At 63.2% G+C, this 20,916-nt stretch carries 17 protein-coding genes and 1 pseudogene; 9 read left to right on the top strand and 9 right to left on the bottom strand.

The window, feature by feature from the left end; genetic code table 11:
- The first annotated feature begins 25 nt into the window (after positions 1-25).
- The 4 genes from IVB48_RS36985 to IVB48_RS36970 are packed head-to-tail and all read left to right on the top strand — an operon-like array spanning position 26 to position 3,895.
- Positions 26-1,120 (top strand): ABC transporter ATP-binding protein, encoded by a 1,095-nt coding sequence (locus tag IVB48_RS36985; RefSeq protein WP_247408009.1) that lies wholly within the window; start codon positions 26-28, stop codon positions 1,118-1,120.
- A gap of 30 nt (positions 1,121-1,150) precedes the next feature.
- Positions 1,151-2,197 (top strand): ABC transporter substrate-binding protein, encoded by a 1,047-nt coding sequence (locus tag IVB48_RS36980; RefSeq protein ID WP_247408007.1) that lies wholly within the window; start codon positions 1,151-1,153, stop codon positions 2,195-2,197.
- 19 nt (positions 2,198-2,216) lie between these two features.
- The gene (locus IVB48_RS36975; RefSeq protein WP_247408004.1) at positions 2,217-3,080 is read left to right on the top strand and encodes an ABC transporter permease; all 864 of its coding nucleotides are present in this window, start codon (positions 2,217-2,219) and stop codon (positions 3,078-3,080) included.
- Positions 3,080-3,895, top strand: a complete 816-nt coding sequence (locus IVB48_RS36970; RefSeq protein ID WP_247408002.1) for an ABC transporter permease — start codon at positions 3,080-3,082, stop codon at positions 3,893-3,895. The genes IVB48_RS36975 and IVB48_RS36970 overlap by 1 nt, the downstream gene beginning before the upstream one ends.
- Here the strand turns inward: IVB48_RS36970 and IVB48_RS36965 are convergent, their stop codons facing one another.
- Positions 3,896-4,231, bottom strand: coding sequence for a hydroxyisourate hydrolase (locus IVB48_RS36965; protein WP_027569358.1), 336 nt, complete (start codon positions 4,229-4,231; stop codon positions 3,896-3,898).
- 26 nt (positions 4,232-4,257) lie between these two features.
- Between IVB48_RS36965 and IVB48_RS36960 the strand changes: the two genes are divergently transcribed.
- The 3 genes from IVB48_RS36960 to IVB48_RS36950 all read left to right on the top strand — a co-directional run bounded on the left by IVB48_RS36960 (position 4,258) and on the right by IVB48_RS36950 (position 8,599).
- The gene (locus tag IVB48_RS36960; RefSeq protein ID WP_247408000.1) at positions 4,258-5,454 is read left to right on the top strand and encodes an MFS transporter; all 1,197 of its coding nucleotides are present in this window, start codon (positions 4,258-4,260) and stop codon (positions 5,452-5,454) included.
- Positions 5,435-6,802, top strand: a complete 1,368-nt coding sequence (locus IVB48_RS36955) for an amidase (protein ID WP_247407998.1) — start codon at positions 5,435-5,437, stop codon at positions 6,800-6,802. The genes IVB48_RS36960 and IVB48_RS36955 overlap by 20 nt, the downstream gene beginning before the upstream one ends.
- Before the next feature lie 102 nt (positions 6,803-6,904).
- The gene (locus IVB48_RS36950; RefSeq protein ID WP_247407996.1) at positions 6,905-8,599 is read left to right on the top strand and encodes an MASE4 domain-containing protein; all 1,695 of its coding nucleotides are present in this window, start codon (positions 6,905-6,907) and stop codon (positions 8,597-8,599) included.
- 112 nt (positions 8,600-8,711) lie between these two features.
- On the opposite strand, the gene IVB48_RS36945 is transcribed toward IVB48_RS36950, so the two are convergent.
- The 5 genes and pseudogenes from IVB48_RS36945 to IVB48_RS36925 form a co-directional block, all read right to left on the bottom strand.
- Positions 8,712-9,626: a DUF2950 domain-containing protein gene (locus tag IVB48_RS36945; protein ID WP_247407995.1), complete on the bottom strand. Its 915-nt coding sequence runs from the start codon at positions 9,624-9,626 to the stop codon at positions 8,712-8,714.
- A pseudogene (locus IVB48_RS36940) lies at positions 9,623-11,156 on the bottom strand (DUF3300 domain-containing protein). Before IVB48_RS36940 ends, IVB48_RS36945 begins: the two are co-directional and overlap by 4 nt.
- 155 nt (positions 11,157-11,311) lie before the next feature.
- Entirely contained in the window at positions 11,312-12,631 is a 1,320-nt protein-coding gene (locus IVB48_RS36935; protein WP_247407994.1) for a TAXI family TRAP transporter solute-binding subunit, read from the bottom strand.
- Between the two features lie 100 nt (positions 12,632-12,731).
- Positions 12,732-13,964, bottom strand: a complete 1,233-nt coding sequence (locus IVB48_RS36930) for a biotin/lipoyl-binding protein (protein ID WP_247407993.1) — start codon at positions 13,962-13,964, stop codon at positions 12,732-12,734.
- Positions 13,957-14,367 (bottom strand): hypothetical protein, encoded by a 411-nt coding sequence (locus IVB48_RS36925; RefSeq protein ID WP_247408806.1) that lies wholly within the window; start codon positions 14,365-14,367, stop codon positions 13,957-13,959. The genes IVB48_RS36930 and IVB48_RS36925 overlap by 8 nt, the downstream gene beginning before the upstream one ends.
- 180 nt (positions 14,368-14,547) lie before the next feature.
- Here IVB48_RS36925 and IVB48_RS36920 point away from each other — a divergent pair, with 180 nt between their 5' ends.
- Both IVB48_RS36920 and ppk2 read left to right on the top strand, forming a co-directional pair.
- Positions 14,548-15,000, top strand: coding sequence for a hypothetical protein (locus tag IVB48_RS36920; RefSeq protein ID WP_247407992.1), 453 nt, complete (start codon positions 14,548-14,550; stop codon positions 14,998-15,000).
- A 39-nt stretch (positions 15,001-15,039) separates the two neighbouring features.
- Positions 15,040-15,840, top strand: a complete 801-nt coding sequence (ppk2, locus tag IVB48_RS36915; protein ID WP_247407991.1) for a polyphosphate kinase 2 — start codon at positions 15,040-15,042, stop codon at positions 15,838-15,840.
- 43 nt (positions 15,841-15,883) lie between these two features.
- Here ppk2 and IVB48_RS36910 read toward each other — a convergent pair whose 3' ends face one another.
- Genes IVB48_RS36910 through IVB48_RS36900 form a run of 3 tightly spaced genes read right to left on the bottom strand, consistent with a single transcriptional unit; the run spans position 15,884 to position 20,818 of the window.
- Positions 15,884-16,318 carry a hypothetical protein gene (locus IVB48_RS36910; RefSeq protein ID WP_247407990.1) on the bottom strand — a complete coding sequence of 145 codons (435 nt, stop codon included), beginning with the start codon at positions 16,316-16,318 and terminating at the stop codon, positions 15,884-15,886.
- Between the two features lie 31 nt (positions 16,319-16,349).
- Positions 16,350-18,050, bottom strand: a complete 1,701-nt coding sequence (locus IVB48_RS36905) for a transporter (protein WP_027569346.1) — start codon at positions 18,048-18,050, stop codon at positions 16,350-16,352.
- 14 nt (positions 18,051-18,064) lie between these two features.
- Positions 18,065-20,818, bottom strand: a complete 2,754-nt coding sequence (locus IVB48_RS36900; RefSeq protein WP_247407989.1) for a decarboxylase — start codon at positions 20,816-20,818, stop codon at positions 18,065-18,067.
- Between the last annotated feature and the right edge of the window lie 98 nt (positions 20,819-20,916).

Here is a 20,916-nt window from a genome sequence, read left to right as displayed (position 1 = left end):
CTTTGGGGCAACGGGAGGCAACATCATGGCTGAAGTGCAAGGCGGCCGATCGCTCGTCGTCGACGCCGTCACCCACCGCTATCCGAGCGGCGCGCTCGCCGTCGAGAACATCAATCTCGACATCAAGGGCGGCGAGATCATCGCGCTGCTTGGGCCCTCCGGTTGCGGCAAGACCACCCTGCTGCGGATCATCGCTGGCTTCATCGCACAGACGCAGGGGCGGATTATCGTCGGCGACGACATCGTCGACCCGCTGCCGCCGAACCGTCGCGCGGTCGGCATCGTGTTCCAGAACTACGCACTATTCCCCCATCTCAGCATCGGCGAGAACGTCGCTTATGGGCTTGCCGCGCGCGGCATCGACAAGACGACCCGCCAGCGCGAAGCGCAGCGCCTGCTGGATCTGGTGCAACTGCCGACCATGTCGGAACGGTTGCCACGGCAGCTCTCCGGCGGCCAGCAGCAGCGCGTGGCGCTCGCTCGCGCACTGGCGATCAAGCCGTCGATCCTGCTGCTTGACGAGCCCTTTGCCGCGCTCGACAAGAATTTGCGGCTCGACATGCAGATCGAGGTCAAGCGGCTCCAGCGCGTCTCCGGCATCACCACGGTGATCGTGACCCATGACCAGGAAGAAGCGCTGTCGATGGCCGACCGCGTCGCGGTGCTGAGCCACGGCAAGCTCGAGCAGTTCGGATCGCCATCCGACGTCTATGACCGACCGCAGACGCTGTTCGTGAACACTTTTGTCGGCGCCAGCAACCGCATGCCCGGCGTGGTTGTCTCGGCGGATCGGACGGCAGCAAAAGTCCGTCTCGATGCCGGCGCGGAAATCATCGCGCGTCCCGTCGGCGGCGCTCTCACTGAAGGCGGCCGCGTCACCGTCTGTATCCGCCCCGAGCATCTGCAATTCGTCGGCGACGAGACCGGCTTTGCCGGCGTGGTCGGCATGTCGCTGCCCCTCGGGGCCACGGTCGTGCACGAGGTCACCACCGCCGACGGCTCCGGCGTCAAGGTCTCACAGGCGCGCATCGGCGAGACGCGCACGCTCGAGAGCGGCGTCGCGGTGCGCCTCGCGCCGCTCGCCCCATCGCTCGCCAACGCTTTTCCTGCAACGCTTTAAATTCAGCATTTGTCCAAAGGGAGTTCGACCATGATCATGAACCGCCGAAGCCTGATGACAACCGCACTCACACTCGGTGCCATGAAGGCGTTTCCCGGATTGAGCTATGCCCAGGCCCGCCCGCTAGTGTTTGCGACCTTCACCGGAAGCTGGGAGGAGGCGCACAAGGCCGTGCTGGTGCCGGCGTTCCGCAAGGCCAACGCGGACGCCGCAATGGTGCTCGACCCCATGCTCTCGGTCGACCAGATCGCCAAGGTGAACGCCGCCAAGGCCAATCCGCCGATCGACGTCATGCTGCACGATCCCGGCCCCGCCCTGGTCGCGATCGGCCAGGACCTTGTTGAGCCCTATCCGGTCGAGAAGAGCGCCTATTACAAGGACCTCATCGCCGAGGCACAGGAGCCGATGGGCCCCGCCCCGTTCTTCCAGGTCGTCGGCCTCACCTACAATCCGGAGGCGGTCAAGACGCCGCCGACCTCATGGGCCGATCTGTGGAAGTCCGAGTTCAAGGGCCGCGTCGGCATCACCAATCTTAACTCGACGCTCGGGACCGGCTGGCTGGTCGAGATCGCCAAGATGCGCGGCGGCTCGGAAGCCAATGTCGATCCCGGCTTCAAGGCGATCGAGGAGCTGAAGCCCAATCTCGCCGCGGTCGCGGCCAATCCCGGCGCGCTCGCCACCCTGTTCCAGCAGGGCCAGATCGATATCTCGCCCGGCAATTTCAACGCCATTCAGATCCTGAAAGCGCGCGGCGTGCCGGTCGAGTTCGTGGCCCCGAAGGAGGGCGCCATCGCCTTCAAGACCACGATCCACATCGTCAAGAACTCGCCCAACCGCGAACTCGCTTTCAAGCTGATCGAGGCGTCGTTAACGCCCGAGGTGCAGACCACGCTGATGAACCCGCCCTATCTGATCGTGCCGACCAATTCCAAGGTGACGATGGGCGGCGAGATTGCGCGCGTGCTCGCCAAGGACACCGCCGAGCTGAAGCAGAAATTCGTGTTCCAGGACTGGAAGAAGATCAACGAGCAGCGCTCGGCCTGGATCGAGCGTTTCAACCGCGAGATCAAGATCTAAGAGCTTTAGGGACCCGACGATGGGCGCAGCACCGGCACCACGGGACGTGACCTCCCACGGGATGGGATTGGCAGTGCCGCTGGCGCTGTTCTTCCTGGTCTTCTTCGTGGCGCCGCTGCTGCAACTGCTTTGGCTCTCGCTCCACAACGACGCGGCCGCGCTCCATTGGGGGCTCGGCCAATATTTGCACTTCCTCACCGACCCCTTCAGCCTCAGCGTGCTCGGCTCGACGCTGCTGCTCGGGGCGGAGGTGACAGCCGTCTGCCTCGTGCTCGGCTTTCCCATCGCCTGGCTCTACCAGCGGGTCGGGCCGCGGCTTCAGACCATCATTATCCTGATCGTGCTACTACCGCTCCTGACCAGCGTCGTGGTGCGCACCTTCGCCTGGATCGTCATTCTGGGCCGCCAAGGCATTATCAACGCGACGCTGCAATCGCTTGGCATCATCAATTCGCCCTTGAAGCTGCTCTACACCCAGTTCGGCGTGGTGATCGCGCTGGCGCAAGTGCAGATGCCGCTGATGACGTTGCCGCTGATCACCGCGCTCGGCCGGATCGATTCCAATCTCGACGATGCCTCCTGCTCGCTCGGCGCCGGAAGCTGGCGCACCTTCTTCAAGATCGTGCTGCCGCTGTCGCTGCCCGGCGTGATCGCTGGTTGCACACTGACCTACGCCGCGGCAATCACGGCCTTTATAACCCAGTCGCTGATCGGCGGCGGCCAGATGCTGTTCATGCCGATGTATCTCTATCAGCAGGCCTCGACGCTGCAGAACTGGCCGTTTGCCTCCGCAATCTCGATCATCTTTTTGCTGGCCGTGCTCGCGGTCGTTTCCGTCTTCACCACACTCGGCCGCCTGTCGCGCGGCTATGGAGGTGCGTGATGAGCGGGCGCAAGCGTACTCTGGAGGCGTTCAGTTTCGAGCTGGTCATGAGCCTGATCGCCGTGATCGCGCTGATCATCATCATCGCGCCGTCGCTGGTGGTGTTGATCGTCTCCTTTACCAGCGGCTTCTCGCTGCGTTTTCCGCCGCCGGGCTATTCGCTGCGCTGGTACGCCGAATTGTGGAACGCCTGGCAGCTGCACTTCGCAGCCAAGAACAGCTTCATCGTGGCGCTGTGGGCAACCGGCCTGTCCGTGGTGCTCGGCGTCGCCGCCGCGCTCGCGATTTCGCGCTCGCCGACGCTGTCGGCCCGGCTGCTCGATTCCCTCTTCATGTCGCCGCTGGTGCTGCCGGCGCTGGCCTTCGGCCTTGCCGCGTTGATGCTGTTCTCGCTGGTCGGATTGCCAGTGTCGCCGCTGACATTGGTGATTGGCCACACCGTCGTCTGCGTCCCCTATGTGGTGCGCAACACGATTGCGGCGCTTGCCCAGCTGGAGCCGACCCTGCTGGAGAGCTCGGCCGTGCTGGGCGCTAGCCGCATCTACACGTTCCGGCGCATCGTGCTGCCGCTGATCCGGCCGGGCATCATCGCGGGGGCCTTCATCGCTTTCATGTCGTCGTTCGACAACGTGCCGGTGTCGCTGTTCCTGCGCGATGCCGCCACTGACATGCTGCCGATCCGGATGTGGCAGGACCTCGAGGGCAAGCTCGACGTCACCATCGCCGCGCTGTCGGGCGTGCTGATCATCGCAACCGTAGCGCTGGTCGCGATCATGGAGCGTGTCACGGGACTGTCGCGGCGGCTAACCAACTGATCAAGCGCCGCGGAACAGCGAATAGCCCCAGCGCGTGAATTTCAGCGGTAGATGAAAATGCTCGTCGACATCCTTGATGCGAAAGCGGAACGGCGTCACCGTAAGGAACTCCTCGCGCTCGCCAAAGAACTCGCCGAGATGAAACAGGACCTCGTACTCGCCTGCCGTCACGCCCGCGCCCTGCGCAACGGGATGATCGAGCACGCCGTTGGCACCAAGCCGACCGTCGGCGACGCGCAACGAGTCCGGATCGATCCGCCAGATCTCGACACGCAGACCCTGCGCCGGACGTCCGCTCGCCACATCGACCGCGTGAATGGAAATACCGCCTGCCACAATGTTCCTCCCGTGAGCGCAGCACCATGGTAGACGCAAACACGGCCGTTCGACCAGCGCCGGCATTGCTGCCGGCGCTTGGCGCCATGACCTCACTGCAGGCGCTGGTGGCGCTGGCTCTGTTCGCGCCGGGCGTGGTGGCACCGCGCGCCCAGATCGAAGTCTGGCAGCTCTCGATGTTCTCCTGCGCCGTGTTCGCGGTCGGCATTCCCGCCTCGTTCTGGGGCGGCGGGTTCATCGCCCGCTTGGGCTCGCTGCGGATCGCGAGCCTCTGCGCGGCGGCGATCATCGCCAGCATGGCGCTGGCTTCGCTCGGCTCGACGGCGGCCCTGCTCGCAGCCGGCCTCTGTCTTGGCCTCGCCTTCGGACCGGAGACGCCCGCAAGCGCGGCGCTGCTGGCGCGGCTCGTGACGACCGAGCGGCGCGCGTTCGTGTTCTCGGTTCGCCAGACCGGAAACCAGATCGGCGCCGTCTGCGGCTCGCTGGTTCTGCCCGCGATCGCAATCTCGCTCGGGCCCGCCTGGTGCTATGCCGCCGTGGGCGCCTGTGCGCTGCTGGCGATAGCGTGGTTCGAGCGCTTGCGGCCGGCTTACGCCGCCAAGGTCATTCCACAGCCACAGCTTAGCCTTCGCATGCGGCTGGCATTGGTGACCGCGGATCGACGCATCGGAATGCTGGCGCTGGCCTCGATGCCGTTCAGCGCAATGCAGGTGTCCCTCAATACGGTCTTCGTCACGCTCGGCACCCGCGAACTCGGCCTCAGCCATGTTGAGGCCGGTATGGCGCTCGCCTGCGCCCAGGCCGGCGGGCTGGTCGGCCGGCTCGGCTGGGGCCTCGTCGCAATGCGCCTCAACGCCTCACGCGGAGTTCTCGTCGTCATCGGCCTCGGCATGACTTTCTGCGCCGCGCTGCTGGGTCTCGATGGCGCATCGCTCGGACGGACGGGCCAGTTTGCGATTGCAACTCTGTTCGGCCTGACGGCCTCGGGCTGGAACGGTGTCTTCGTGGCCGAGATCGCCCGCCTCGCGCCGCAGGACAGGATCGGCGAAACCACCGGCGCGGTGCTGACAGCATCCTACGCCGGCCTCTTGGCAGCACCGGCACTGGTGTCGCTCCTGGACGGCGCAGCCAGTCTCGGTGCCGCCTTCTTCGCCTTGGCGTCCCTCGCCCTCTGCGGCACATTGGCACTGATCTGGGGAGGCCATGACAACCCGAAAAAGTAGCGCGTGCGAGATTGCGGCCGACGTCTCCGCCGGACGAACGAGTGCGGTCGAGACCGCCAAGGCCGCGCTTACGCGCATCGAGGCCGCCAAGGCGCTGAACGCGGTGGTGACGACCGCTCCCGCGCGTACGCTTGCCGACGCCACAGCGGTCGATGATCGCTTGCGTGCCGGCGAGGCGATGCCGCTCGCCGGTGTCCCCGTCATCGTCAAAGACAACATCTGGGTCGGCGGCTGGCGCGTGACACAGGGCTCGCGCCTGTTCGCTGAATTCGTCGCGCCGCAGGATGCGCTTGCGATCGAGCGGCTGCGCAAGGCCGGCGCCGTCGTCGTCGGCATCGGCGCAACGTCGGAATTCGCGTGCAAGGGCGTGACCACCTCGCCGCTGTATGGGCCAACGCGGCATCCGCTCGATCCCACGTTGACGCCCGGTGGCTCGTCGGGCGGCCCTGCCGCCGCGGTTGCGGCCGGCCTCGTGCCGCTAGCGATCGGCACCGATGCGGGCGGCTCGAGCCGCAGGCCGCCGGCCCACGTCGGCGTCGCCGGGTTCAAGCCGTCTTATGGCGCGATCCCCTATGGGCCCGGCTTCACCGAACCGTTTTTCGGCCTCTCCGTCATCGCACCGATCGCCGCTGACATTGCCGATATCGCGCTGGCGTTCGAGGCCATGGTCGGCGTCGATCCACGCGACCCGGATTCAGCCCCCATCGCTCAAGAGGCCAAAAACATCGCTGGCCTGCGCATCGCGTTCTCGCCACGCCTTGGGCTCGACGTCGCCGTCGATGACGTTGTCGCTGAAGGGCTCGCTTTCGCCATCGCGCGTCTCTCCGCCGCGGGCCTCGGCATCGCGCAGCGCGATCCCGTCTGGCCGCCGGGCGCGACGGAAGAAGCCATCATGCCGCTTCAGCACGCCGGCCTTGCCGCACTCTATCGTGACGCCTTCCGCGAGGATCCGACCGTCTTCGATCCTGACATCGCCAGGCAGATCGAGCGAGGGATGTCGTGGTCGGGCGCCGACGTTGCCGGTGCGTTGCTGGCAAGTGCCGGGATCGCCAATGCTTTCGCGGCGTTCTTCGCCGAGGTCGATCTGCTGCTGGCGCCCACCGTCCCCTGTGTCGCGTGGCCATTCACCCAGTCCGGACCCGACAGGATCGGTGGCCGCGCGGCGAGCCCGCGCGCGCATGCGGCGTTAACGCCCTTCGTCAATCATGCCCGGCTGCCTGCGATCTCGATACCGTGCGGAACGGACCGGTCCGGACTTCCATTCGGCCTTCAGGTCATCGCCGCGCGCGGACAAGACCGCACGCTGCTTGAAGCAGCGCAAGAGATCGAGGCGATGTTGCGAACATAAGTCCGGCCGTCAGATGTCTCTTCCGAACACGCCGATCCCCCTTATGGGCTTTCAACGGGCGCGGGGACGAGTAAGATGCTGTCTCGTGGTGCCGGAGGCGGAATGAGCCAGCGCAAGTTCATGGGACTTGGCGGCGGTGCGACAGCATCAGGGCCGGGCATTGCGCGAGCGAGCCAGCGATCGGCCAATGCAGCCGCCGAGCCCCCCTACGATGATGAGCAAGAATTCCCATTGATCATCGCGAACATGCCCGCAACCCCTCGCCAAAAGGCCTGGGCGGTGGGTATCGCCGTCTTGCTCATCGTCCTTGCAGCGGCCATCGCGCCGTTCGCCCGGATCCAATTGGGCCAGATCAATGGTTTCGTTCCAGTATTGCAGACCGCGTTGGCCCTGGCCGAATTCATCACGGCAGCCCTGCTGTTTGCTCAATTTTCCATCCAGCCTCAGCGGGCACTTCTCGCACTCGCGAGCGGATACGTTTTCAGCGGATCGTTCGCATTCCTGCAAACGCTCGCCTTTCCGAACGGATACGCTACCGCAGGTGTCATTGGAAATGGACTGGATAGCCCCGCTTGGCTTTACGTGCTTTGGCACACGGCTTTTCCCGCGGCTATCCTGGTGTACGGATTCACAAAGGATCACTCCGCCGCCGGCCGACCAGGCAGACCTGCAATAGCCGCGATCGCACTAGCTTTCGGCTGCATCGCTGCCACCGTGGCAGCACTGACGTGGATGGTGACCGCGAAAGCCGAATTTCTCCCTAGCTTCTACGTGAACGACGTCAGGCATCAGACCCCTCTCGGCAATCAGGTCAACCTGATACTTTTGTTATGGAATCTGACTGCTCTCACTGTTTTGTTTGCGCGCATGCGCACCATTCTTGACCTTTGGCTGATGGTGACTTTGCTCGCCTACTTGCCGAACTTTCTGGTGGCGATCATCGGCAGCTCGGTTCGGTTCACCATCGGTTGGTACGCAGCACGCGGTTTCGTTCTGGTCGGCAGTTGCATGTTGCTGACCGTATTGCTCATCGAAACGATGTTTATCTATTCGCGCCTTGCCAGCGTCATTGCCCTGCAGCGACGCGAACGAGCGAACCGGCTTCTCAGCATCGACGCGGTCACTGGCGCGATCGCCCATGAGCTGAGATCGCCATTGGGGGCCATCTCGCTCAATGCTGCGACAGGGTTGAGTCACTTGCGAGCTGCCTCCCCTGAACTCGACGAACTCGAGAACATCCTCTGTGACATCGAAGCCGACGGCGGTCGGGCCGCTGACATCATATCGAGCATTCGCGAGATGACAATCAAAACGGCGCGCGGCGGCGCTTCGGCAAACGTCGAGGACATCGCGGAGCTTACGCTGAGACTGTTGAAGCACGATCTCCTGGCCAACGGCGTATCAGTGACGACGGAGCTTCAGGGCAACATACCTCCAGTCGCACTGGACGGCACTGAGCTTCAGCAGATTGTCCTGAACCTCTGCAAAAACGCGATTGACGCAATGAGCTCTGTCCCCGCCGACCAACGAGAGCTCCGTCTGAAAACCGCCCTCGATGGTGGCGCAACGGTCCATTTGTCCGTCGAGGACTCCGGCACCGGCATCACACCGCGTCATCAAGAGCGCATCTTCGACCCTTTCTTCACGACGAAGCAAGGCGGTATGGGGTTGGGACTGGCCATCTCCTCCAACTTGGTCGCAAGGTGCGGAGGAAGGTTGAGGCTGGTCAAATCGGACGTCAGGGGCTCCGTTTTCGAGTTGGAGATGCCAATCTCCGCTCCCACTTCGTCGCAATGACACTACGAAACCGTCACATCGTTCCGCCTTTCGCTCACTTCGTAGAGATCATGATCGTGCTGAGGTTGGCGACCGATACGAGGGTGCCAGACGCACTATCTGCGTGCGTCGCTCAGGGTTTTGCACCATCGACCTTCTTCCAGGTCTGGTCCGGATCGAATGCAGTCATGCGGGGAACGAGAACCTCGGTCCGAGGCCCGAGATCCTTCTGGTAGACAATGCCCGCATGGTTGACCAGGAAGGTCATGACGCCGGAATTGCCGTACTCGGCAGGCCAGGCGACCAGCGCAAAACCTCCGATCATCTTCCCCTTAACCACATAGTTGAGCGCGCCGCCTGGCGCGTTCGATCCCTGCCCCTTCAGGATGCGGAAATAGTAGCCATGATAGGGCGCTGCGCCCTCCTCGGCCTTGTAGCCCTCGGCTGAAGCCTGCGCTGCCAGTTCGCCGAGCGGACTCGGATCACTGTCATCGCGCCAGAACAACCCGTCCTTCTTGCCGGCGCTGCTGACGATGCGCTGTGCGTACACACCGGCTCCCTCGCCGCGATCCTTGTCGGCGTATTCGTTCTCGGCATCGACAAAGGCGAGGCTGGTCTGGATGGCGTCGAGCTCATTGCGGCCGATACGCCGATAGAGCACTTCGATGCGGCCTTCGGCGGTATCGAATTCCCAGCCGGTCTTCGTGTTGACGAGCGGGATCGGGAACGGGAAGTCGTCCGGCCCCAACATCAGCATCGCCTTCCTGTTACCCTCCGCCTTGATCGAGTGCTTGGCATCATACATGGAGGTGAAGCGTTTCCGAATGTCGACATCTGCGACCTCGTCACCGGACGAGACAATGTCCTCGGCGGCGTTGCCGAGCACCTTCAGGATGGCCCGGTCCGGCCCGCTTTTGACGGCGGCAGCGAGCGCCGCTGCCGCATCCTCCGGTGTCGGATAGGACTGCTGCGCAAGCGATGGCGAACTCAGGAACGCCAGTGCCAGGATGGCCGGCAAGACCGCACGACGAAACTTCAAACCCATCATGGCATCACCTCAGCAGGAATCCGACCGCCGCTCTCGAGCCAATCGCGATAGGTCCGGAATTTCAGGCCGAGCTTTTCGTAATAGACCCGGAGATAGCCGTCGGCTCCGCGGGTGACGGCTTTCGGCTTCACGTCCTCGACTTCCTGCGCAATGACGCCGACATAGGCCTTGTCGCTGCCGATATAGCTGAAGCGGTAGTAACCAAGCCCGCTTGCGAGATGGCCGAGCAGAACGACGTCGTGCTTCAGCGCGATATCGGAACGCCGATGCTGCCGCCGCCGAGCGGCCCGACGACACGTTCAGCGCGCCGCCGCCGCGTGAGCCGCCACCGCCGCGGTTCGCGGCCTTGGGGCTCCCGCCCTTGGCACCGCCCGCTTTAGGGCCCGCATTCTTTGCGCCGGCCTTCTTGGCACCACTACCCTTGGCCGCGCCATCGCCAGCTTTGGCGCGATCGCCTCCCGCCTTGGCACGATCCCCTGCGCCTTGTCGGTCACCACCTCGATCGCCTGCCCGGTCGCCGGCACGGTCGCCGGCGCGATCTCCTGCGCGATCTCCAGCAGCTGGCCGATCCTGACCCGACTTCAAGACCTGCTGTCCGTCACGACCGCGGAAATCCATCCGATCCGCCGCGCCGGCCTTGAGGTTGCTGTTGCCGAAGCGCTGCTGAACATTTGAATTGTTGTAGCGAACGCCCTGGCGATGCGACGGATTGTGTTGCCAGCCATTTCCGACGTTGGTGGTCCGGTGATTGATATAGACGTTGCGGTTGCCCCAGTTACAGCCGCCGCCCCAATAATTGCCCCAGCGCCCAATGGCCCAGGCGGTGCCGAATGCAAGACCAGCTGCGACCATACCCGCGCCGATATAGGAGGGATAGCCAAAGTAATACGGCGGATATTCGGTGTAAGGCCACGCGCCGTAAACCGTCGCGGGCTCGTAATACGGAACGTACATCGTATCCGGCGCCGCCGGCTCGATCACGATCACCTGCCTGCTTTCCTCGGTCTTGACGCTCACCTTCTGCTGCTTGGTGGTCACCAATTTCTTGTTGTCGAAGGCCTTGGTCCGCAGCCGCTGGACCGCATCCATCACGTCAGGCTGTTGCGCCAGCACGGCGTCGCCCAGCGCCTTGGTCCAGTCGAGCTTGTCGCTCATCATGGTCAAGACCTCGGCGGTCGAGGCCAGCGCCTTGATGCTGTCATCCCACGGCTGCTTCTCGACTTCTGTCTTCAGGGCATCACCCTTCAGAGTCTTGCGTTCTTTCAGCCACCGATCGGCCTGAACGACCTCCAGAGGATAGGTAGATGCCGCCAGCACATTGGCGAGCAGTTCGTCGGGATAGAGCGCGATCGGCGCGACCAGAGCTTCGAGCTGCTCGGGTTTGAGCAATTCGGCAACCGCTGGCGGCTGGCTCGCCGTTTGGGCTTGGCTACCCGAGGCCGCCGAAGTGTCCGCGGTTTGGGCTGCCGCGGCCACGGGCATCGCCAAGAGCAGCGCCATCGCGATCAGAGTCCTACCGCAACGAAGCATCGCGTCCTCCCTTGAACCCTCGTTTGGCCAAGCATCTTGGACGATCAGTGACCTTTATTGATCAAGATCAAGGAACATGGACCTCTCTCGAAGTCCGCGCTATTCATTCTACGGCCGGCCGGACGTTCGATCCGGTCGAGATCCGATGGCGCCGCTCAGGCGCTGGAGCCCGGGAGCGCGGACAGCAAAACCCGGCGATCATGAATCAGGCTCTGAAGGCGATGCGCAGCGACATTCAGGGTCGTGACATCGAGCGCATTCTCGTCCCCTGCCGCAGCTTTGGCGCGCTGAGCGTGGAGCACCCGGTCGATCTCGACCTCGATATCGGACAGTTCGGCCTCCGCATCGGTCCTGCGTATCCGCGCGCCCAGCGCATACAGCGAGTCCAGGCCTCGTTCGTCTTTAGAGGGATCACGCACCTGAAGGAATTTCCAGGCCGCTGCCAATACGGAGATGAGGCCGCCGAAGATCATGGGAGCGAGGAAGATGATGTTCCCCCATTCGTCCAGGAAACTCTGCTGCGTGCCGTTGTAGAACGCCGCAGCGCCGGGATGAACCGGGAGAAACGCGTCCGTATCCGTGCTCGGCGCGGTCATTTGAGAGAGGATCGGCAATTCGCCGAGCAGGTCCCTGCGTGCCTTCATCAGTGCGTCCGCCAGGCTGCCGGCCACCTCAGCGCTGAGCTGCTTTCGCGCGACCACATAAAAGGACACCCGCAATGTGGTCAGATCGTCGCTCGGGACGGGAGGCGAGCCACGCAACGTCCCCTTTGGGACGTCAAAACTTTCGTAGGCGCGCTGCTTTTCCGCAATGGCACCGGCCGCCTCGATGGGCAGGAGGACCGGCGCGGTCTTCGGCGTCTGCAGAAAGAGGCCGCGCAACAGGGCCAGATATTTCTCGGCAAGAGGAACGACGATCAGAATCGCGCGCACCTCCTTGGCGTCGAGGGCCCGCCGCGCGTCTGCCGGTTGGAGATTGCGGAAGGTCACGTTGGCACGCTCCAGGCCATATTCGTCGTTCAGCACTTTGACGATGTTGCGATTTATCTCCCCACCGATCACGCCGACGCTGGCGCGTTTCAACCCGGCGATGTCGGTAATTGCGGAGCCCGGCGGCGCAACCAAGAACACGACGGCATGAGCGAGGACCACGATGGCCTGCGCCTGCGCAAGGTCGCCGACGTCACCGCGGACGACAGCGAGCTCGACCTTTTCCGCCGCAAACTGCTCGGCAGCATCAACCGCGTTGGTCGTTTCCACCAGCTTGAGACGGACTGGGGCGTTCACGGCGGCAAGCCGGCTTGCCAACGCCGACACCAGCCGTGTGGCCTCCCCGTCCAAGGACCCGACCGCGATGGTCAATGTCGTGGGGCTGGAATACCAGCGGTATCCGACCAGGCCGGCCCCAAAAACCAGCACGACGGCGCTGGTGACAATGAGGGAACGAAGCCAGATCGGCATTTTCACTGAGACCATGCGGCTCTCGCAGAGCAGATGACGTTCGCAGACCAGGCGAGCCTATCTCGCTCCGCCCGAAGCAACTTCGCTGCTCGATCAGCAGCGCGGCGAGTCCCGCTCAGTGCCCGCTCAGCACCAGCGTCTTGATCGGCAGCAGCAGCGCCTGGATGCGAAGCAGCATCGCATGCACCAATCCGACGCCGTCGATGACGTGCAGCCCGATCGCCCGGGCGGTGCTGGTCTCCTTCGCGGAGATCTCCTCGTGGTTGCTGGTGTAGGCGTTGACGATGCAGCTGCTGCCCGGCGTGACACCTTCGAGGCCGCCTTTGTAAAGCGGCTCGACATAAGCCAGGATCGTGCCCGGACGCCCGACATTCTGTGCCTCGATCAATTGCTCTCCGCTTCGGAACTGTCCGGCTGCGATGTAATCCTGCACGCTGGTGATCACCATTGGAATGATGACCCACGGCTTCGAGATGCAGGTCGCCTCCGCGACCATGCCGACTTGCAAGACCTGAGCTTCGATCTGGCCAAAGCCGGCCTGCAAGGCGCGCCGGCCGGCGCCGTCCGGAACCAGCACGCCGGCCGGCCGCATCAGCTGATTGACGACATCACCGGTGCGGACCAGGAATTGCTCCACGCGCCCGTCAACACCGGCGCGAACAAAGGTCTTGTCCAGGTCGACCTGGGCTTCCGCCAAGGCCGCCTGGCTGCTCGCCTTTTCAGCGGGCAACAACGTTGAAAGCCGCAACGTCGCTGACGTCTTGGACGCGGTGGCCGCGTCCACACCGGCCTGTCGCTGATTGACCACGACCTGTAGTTTCTCGATATCGCGCTGCGGGACGATACCGGGGTTGCGGCGCTGCAACTCCGTCTTGACGTCCAGCTCGTCCTTGGCCTGCTGAAGGCTGGCCTTGGCTTCCTGGATCTGCGCCTCGGCCTTGACTACATCGTTTTCGGCGCTTGTCATCGCGGCATCGACCTCGGCGATCTTGCGCGTGGCCGTCTCCAAAGCTGCCTTCTGCTTCGCACCGTCGAGCCTGAAAAGTACGTCACCCTTCTTCACTGCCTCGCTGTAGCCGACATTGACTTCCGCGACGCGGCCGGAGCCTTCTGGCAGGATCGGGACCGTCCGAAAATAGAGCGTCGCCGAAGTGGTGGACGGATGAAAGTAGAAGATCATGGTGATCAGCGACACCGTGAGCATCAAGCAGCCGGTGATGCCCCATCGCAACTCGTACCAGATGGAAAAGAAGGTGATTTCCTTGCCGAACCGTTTGCCCTGGGCATAACGGCGGTAGAGGTAGTCCGGCAGGATGGTCAGGAGGGAGCAGAACATGAGCTCAAACATGGCTGTGCTCCTTCCCCTTGACGGTCGGCTTCTCAACCGGCGGCAAGCTGGGGAGTTCGGGCTCCCGACCCTCACCTGGCGCAGCGTCGGCGATCCTCTCAACCGAGCCCGCGATACTCCGCAACGGCGTGCCAAAATCCGGCAGGTCGATCATCGCGAGCAGGAGGCCGGCCACCCAGAAAATGTGCATGTGCGTGAACAGCGAGATGATACCCAGCACCGCCACGATCTCGAATTGCAGCTTCTGCGACTTGTGCGCCATCCTTTCGGGGAGGCTGTGCAGCTTCCAATAGAGCGTACCGACCCAAAGCACGGTTCCGACCAGGAAGATTCCCATCACCACCATCAACACGTCCGTCCCGCTTCCCGGCGCGAGATAGAACGGCAGATGATGCGGGGCCATCGGATGAAGTTGCTCGCTCAATGGTCGCCTCCACAGAAGGGATCAGGGCAGCTTGCGCGCCGCTTAGCTATCGTGGCGGCGCAAGAGAGAAAATTGCTTGATATGAATCAAAGGTCCGGACAGCGCGAAACATAGCCTAGCCCTGACTCCGCCCCAACAGCAAGCCAGGAGCCCTCAGTCATGGCCGGCCTCGATCACCTGATCCCCGACGCGACGCAAATCCGCAAGGAAGCGGCCCTCAAGGAAGCCGAGAAGGCCGAGCAATATGTTCGCCTCGCCGCCGCGGCCGAAGCCGAGAAACGCGCTTTGATCGAACGGCTGAGCAAACCGTCCGGCAAATCCGAGGAGGAGAAAATCAAGCTCGCCTCCACCATCATCCAGCGCGCGGTTCGCAACGGCCTGACCGAAGTGCAGGTCTATCGCTTCCCGAATACGCTGTGCACCGACAAGGGCCGCGCCATCAACCAGATGGAGGCGGGCTGGGAGAAAACGCTGACGGGAATCCCCAAGGAAATATTTGAACTCTGGACCGAATACCTCAAGCCCCGCGGCTATCGCATCGGCTATCAGATCATCGACTTTCCTGGCGGCGTGCCCGGCGACATCGGCGTCATCATTTCCTGGGGCGATTGATCGCGTTTCGGCCAAAATCGAACCAATGGAACGCGAAGCATGGCAAAAGCCGAGACTGCAGAACGGATGAAGCGCAAGGATTACGAGAAGGAGCTCGAAAAACTCCAGGTCGAGCTTTGCCATCTCCAGGACTGGGTGAGAGCCGAGAAGCTGAAGGTGATCGTCATCTTCGAGGGCCGCGACGCCGCCGGCAAGGGCGGCACCATCAAGGCGCTGACTGAAAAAGTCAGCCCGCGCGTGTTCCGGGTCTGCGCCCTGCCCGCCCCCTCCGATCGGCAAAAATCCCAGCTGTTCCTGCAGCGCTATATCGAGCAATTCCCCGCCGGCGGCGAAATCGTGATCTTCGACCGCAGCTGGTACAACCGCGCCGGCGTCGAATATGTCATGGGCTTCTGCTCGCCGACCGAGCACAAGCGCTTCCTGGAGCTGTGTCCTTTGGTCGAGAAATTCGCCGTTGATGCCGGCATCATCCTGATCAAGCTTTGGCTGGAGGTCGGGATGGAGGAGCAGGAACTCCGCTTCAAGGCCCGGATCGAGGATCCGCTGCGGCAGTGGAAGCTGAGCCCGATGGACACCGAATCTTTCGGGCGCTGGTACGATTACTCGCGGGCGCGGGACATGATGCTCGAGGCGACCGACACGAAACATGCGCCATGGCGGCTGATCCGCTCCGACGACAAGCGGCGTGCACGGCTCAACGTCATCTCGCACATCCTGCGGACGATCCCTTACAAGAAGGTCGCCCGGGCGAAGGTCAAGCTGCCGAAGCGCTCCCACAAGGGGCGCTACAACGATCAGACGAGCCTGCGCGGGATGAAATTCGTCGAGGAACGATATTGAGGAAAATCAGGCCGCACTGGAGCGCGGCCTGATCGTTTCACCTTCACTTCAACCGTATAGTGACCCCGCCGACGGCAGCCGACACCTCAGCGCCAATCTTGGGACCGCTGAGTTGCAGGATCACACCATTGCCGTTCTGTAGCTGAACGGCGCCTGCCCCCGCGGCAACAGCGCCGCCTGCTCCGCCCGCAGCGTAAGAACCTTCAATGGATTGCGGCCCCCTCAGATTCAGGGCGCGGCCGACAAACTTGGTGGTCGACGCCCCGATCGTGAAGCCGACGCTCATGCCCGAGACGGTGAAGGGATATTTGTGGCCCCGGAGCAGCAGAACGCCCTCGCCGCCACCGACACCAACGATGAAACCGCCCTTGGTGAAGACAACGGCCACCTGACCGGTCTCTGCCCGCGAGGGCGTGCTGAAGCCGGCGACGCCTGCCAGCGAGGCGACCAGGGCGGCATAGATAGCGACTTTTCTCATGAGTTTTATTTCCTCTGGTTGTGACGCCGAGCTATTGAGCCAGGATCATCGCGAAGTAGCCGAACACGGTGAGCAGAATGCCGGACACCGCGTAGCCGACCGGGAATCCGATCCAGGGCACGGAGCTCTGGATTTCCACCGCGGCTTCACGGCACGGACCGGAGTGCGACCGCGCACCGGCAACGCCGCCCATCAACACGGCCGGATTAATTTTGAACACGTGATAGCCGATTGCCCAGACGATGAACGGCGGGATCGTGCAGGCAATGAAGCCGGCGACGAAGATCTTCAAGGCAACCGCGCCCGTGAGTTGCGCCAACAGTCCGGCGCCGGCATTGATACCGACGATGGCGACGAAGACCACGAGGCCGAGATCCTCCAGCACGTTGCGCGCCGCGTTCGGCGTATTGCCGAAGAAGCGGAGCCGCGAGACCAGCGACGAGACGATCACGCCGGACAGCAACAATCCACCGGCATTGCCGAGGCCGATCTTGGCGCCGAAGGCTGGAAATTCGATCATCCCGATCAGAAAGCCGATGATCATGCCTGAGGCAAGCGTCAACAGGTCGGTCGAGGTGTTGGTCCGCGCAATACGTCCCCACATCTCACCGAGCTCGCTGACTGCCGACTTGATGCCGACCACCGAGACAATGTCCATCCGCTGCAACTCAGTCTTGAGACCCGCAGGGATCTGTACGCCGCCACGTTCCACCTTGGTGACCTGCAGCTGGCCCGCGATGGCCGTATCGCGGAAGGATTCAAAGGTCCGTCCGGCCATCTCCTTGTTGGTGACGAGGATGTCCGCCTGATCCATGGGAATGCCGAGCGCCTTGGCGTCGGCAACCTCGGGACCGATCAGGCCCATCTTGTCGGTCAGATGTTCGGTCGAGCCGCCGAGCGCGACGACGTCGCCCTTTTGCAGGACGAATTCGGGATCGGCGCCCTGCGGCTCTCCGCCGCGCGCCACGTTGACGATGCGGTATTCGGGATTCATCACACGGAATTTGGCGATGCTCATGCCGACCTGGGCCGGGTTTTCGAGCCGGTAGGCGCGCAGGCCGAACTGCCGGTAACCCGTCAGGCCGCCGCCTTCGAGATCCTTGACGCCGAACTCCTGCTCGTACTGCCTGGCAGCCGCCTTGGCGTCGACGCCCCACCAGCGCGGCAGATACTTGCAGATCAAGATGATGCCGACCGTGCCCCAGATGTAGGTGATGCCGTAGGACAGCGCGATCATGCCCGACGCGTCCTCGGCCTTCATGCCGTCAGGAAGCTTCACGACACCGGAGGTGATGGCTTGCTCGGCCGAACCGATCGCGGCCGACATGGTCTGCGACCCCGCCAGCATGCCGCCGGCAGCCCCGATCGGCAGCGCGAAGAGTTTTGAGCAGATGACGACAAGCGCCAGACCAAGGACGCTCGACACCAGGGCAAGGATACAGAATTTCAGCCCATCGCCCTTCAGGCTGTTGATGAAGGACGGCCCCACGCGCAGGCCGACGCCATACATGAACAGATAGTAGAAGAGGCTCTTGGCAAAGGTGTTGAGCTCAAGCTTCACGCCGTAGGTCGAGGCCCAGACCGAAAGGGCTGCGCCCACTACGATGGCGCCGGCAACCATGCCGAGGCCGTACCCCTTGATGCTGGCCCGGCCGATCCAGACGGCGAGCCCGACGACGAAGAACAGCAACAGAAACGGGTTCTGCTGCAAGAACGTGAAAAACCCTTGCATGTCCGTCCCCTTTATTATGATGCGGCCTTCAGCTTCGGCGCGGCGCCGGGCTTGGGCCGACCGATCTTTGCCAGGGCTTCGGCGCGTACGAGCTTCAGCCCTTCCTTGGCGTCGTAGCCGTGGATTTCCTTCACATCGAGCTTGCGCATGAAGTCGATGGTTTCCTGGGTGATGACCTGCCCCGGCACCATGATCGGGAAGCCAGGCGGATACGGGATCACGAAACTCGCGGAGACGAGGTCCGGCCCGGCCTTGAGGCGACGGTCGATCTCGGAATCGCCGAGCCGGATATATTCGCATCCCGCTGCGTCATAGGCCGAGTAGAAGCCGCTGCGGATGTCGCCCTCGTTGGTCTTGGTGCCGGCATCGCCACGGAAACTGTCGTGAAACTGCGAGAAGTTCGGCAGGTCGGGCACATCGGTCATCAGACTCTTGACCCGCGCCTCGAAGGTCTTCTTCGCATTGGCACCGCCCTGAACCAGCCCGCGGTCGACCTCGCCCGCGATCTCGGCCAGCACCCTCACCAGATGCGCAACATCGCTACGGGTGTTGTTGATGTTGGACTGGAATAGCACCGAATTGCGCGACGTCTTGTTGATCTGGATATTGTAATCATTGGCAAGGATGCCCTTGAACTGCGTGCCGTCGTAGCCGGCGGTGCCGCACACCAAGGTCATGCGGGTCGGATCGAGGCAGAACTCGTCGTCGTCCAGGCTCTTCAGGATGCTCGCCCAATTCATGCCTGTTGCGAGATAGTCGGTGAAGCCGCTCTGGCGATATTGCGCCGGCACCATCGCGTCCGCGCCGAGAATCCGGAAGTATTTCGAGATCAGCGGATTGCCGTTGACCGCCCTGCGGATCGCGAACGCGATTTCGATCGCGTTGGCCACCAGGCCGTAGCCCTCGAGCTCCATCTGGCGACGCGAGACGTCGAGGCTGGCGATGAGCTGCTGGTTCGGGCTGGTCGACGCGTGCGTGAACACCGCCTCCTTGAATTGCTGCTCGACGGTGTGGAATTCGACGTCCTTGACCGACAGCATCGAGCCCTGCCGGATCGCCGACATCGACTTATGGGTCGAGTTGGTCTGGTAGACGCGCAAGCGGATCTGCCGCGGATCGGGAACCAGTCGGGTCTTGAGCAGTACCTCGTCCGACGGAGTCTTGCCGAGCTCGGCCTGCTGCTTCTCGTAAGCCGCGACCGATTTCGGGTCGTGCATCCAGGCCTCGATCTCGTTGGCGGCGCCCATCGCGGTCCGTCGCCGCAGGAACGGCGAGAAGCGCGCGAAGCCGAACCAGGCTTCGTCCCACAGGAAGATCAAATCCGGCTTGATCGCGAGACATTCCTCCATCACCCGGCGGGTGTTGTAGATGTGGCCGTCGAAGGTGCAGTTGGTCAGGTCGAGCATCTTGACGCGGTCCAGCCGGCCATCGGCCCTCGCGTTCAACAGCGCCTGCTTGATGGTCTTCAGCGGCACCGCGCCGTACATCGAATACTCCGTCATCGGGAACGCTTCGACATAGATCGGCTGGGCGCCGGCCAGCACCATGCCGTAGTGGTGCGACTTGTGACAGTTGCGATCGACGATCGCGATGTCGCCCGGCCCAAGCAGCGCCTGCACTGCCATCTTGTTTGAAGTCGAGGTGCCGTTGGTCACGAAGAACACGCGATCGGCGCCGAGCGCTCGCGCCGCCTTGTCCTGTGCTTTCTTGATGGTGCCGGTCGGCTCCAGCAGGCTGTCGAGGCCGCCGGTGGTCGCGCTGCTTTCGGCCAGGAACAGGTTCAAGCCGTAGAACTCGCCCATATCGCGGATCCAGTCCGACCTGAAGACAGACTTGCCGCGAGCGATCGGCAGCGCGTGGAACGTGCCGATCGGGCGTTGCGCGTATTTCTTGAGATTGTCGAAGAATGGCGTATCGAAGCGGTCCTGGATCCCTTCGAGGATAGAGAGATGGAGTTCGAGGAGCTCTTCGATGGAGTAGAATATCCGCCGGACCACATTGGCTTCGGGGTTCCCCGCCATTGCCTCCACGTCGCGATTCGACATCAGATAGATGTCGAGCTCGGGACGGACCCGCTTGATGACGTGCGCGAGCCGGAGCGCGGACGCGTCCGCCTCGTCATTGATGCCGGCGGCGGCGGACATGGTGCGGAGTATCGGCGCGTCGTGACGCGAGCGCAGGCCGAAACCTTCGTTGATGACGACGGCGGCGATATTGGGGTTGAGCATTGTCGCGCAGAAGGCGTCTTCGAGGCTGCCGACGATCACCGGCTCATAGACGAAAGAATCGACCGGACGGCGCAACTTGCGCCATTCGGCAGCGAGAGCCGGCCACTTCTCGGAGGAGATGCCGGTGACGACCAGCGTTTCGAAATAGGGTCGCCGAGCTGCATGTGAGCCGAAAGTCGAGGACACAAGCTCGGGTGCGTCGCCACTGCCGTCGTCCTTGGGATCCCAATCGCCGGCATGTTGGCGGAAGGATCTTGTCATCAGGGCCTGCGTAATCCGCGTCGCAAGACCAAGTGAACCCGCCGCATCCCCGGCCGAGGCCGCTTCGCGCAAAGCGGCCATCAGTTGTAGCCCGGGATACCCGTGAAACTCTTCAATGACGGAGAGATCGGCCAGTGCCGCATCGTACCTGGCGCGATCGCCGGCGCGCGCCCATGCTTTGGCTGCTTCGACCAGATCGCGCCAGTCGTCCGCCCGGCCGCCGGGCCCGGAAATGAACTGATCGATGCGCTTTTCTGCAGCCTTGGCGTCCTTGGACATGTCTCTCTCCGGATCTTTGCGATGTCACGGCTAGGATCGTGGTGCCCGCTCACCTCGGTCTATTGATCCAAGTCAAGGGTCGAGCATCTTGAAGAGGC

It is taken from the genome of Bradyrhizobium sp. 76 (assembly GCF_023073025.1).
Taxonomy (GTDB): Bacteria; Pseudomonadota; Alphaproteobacteria; order Rhizobiales; family Xanthobacteraceae; genus Bradyrhizobium.
This window is presented reverse-complemented; position numbering and strand designations above follow the sequence as displayed.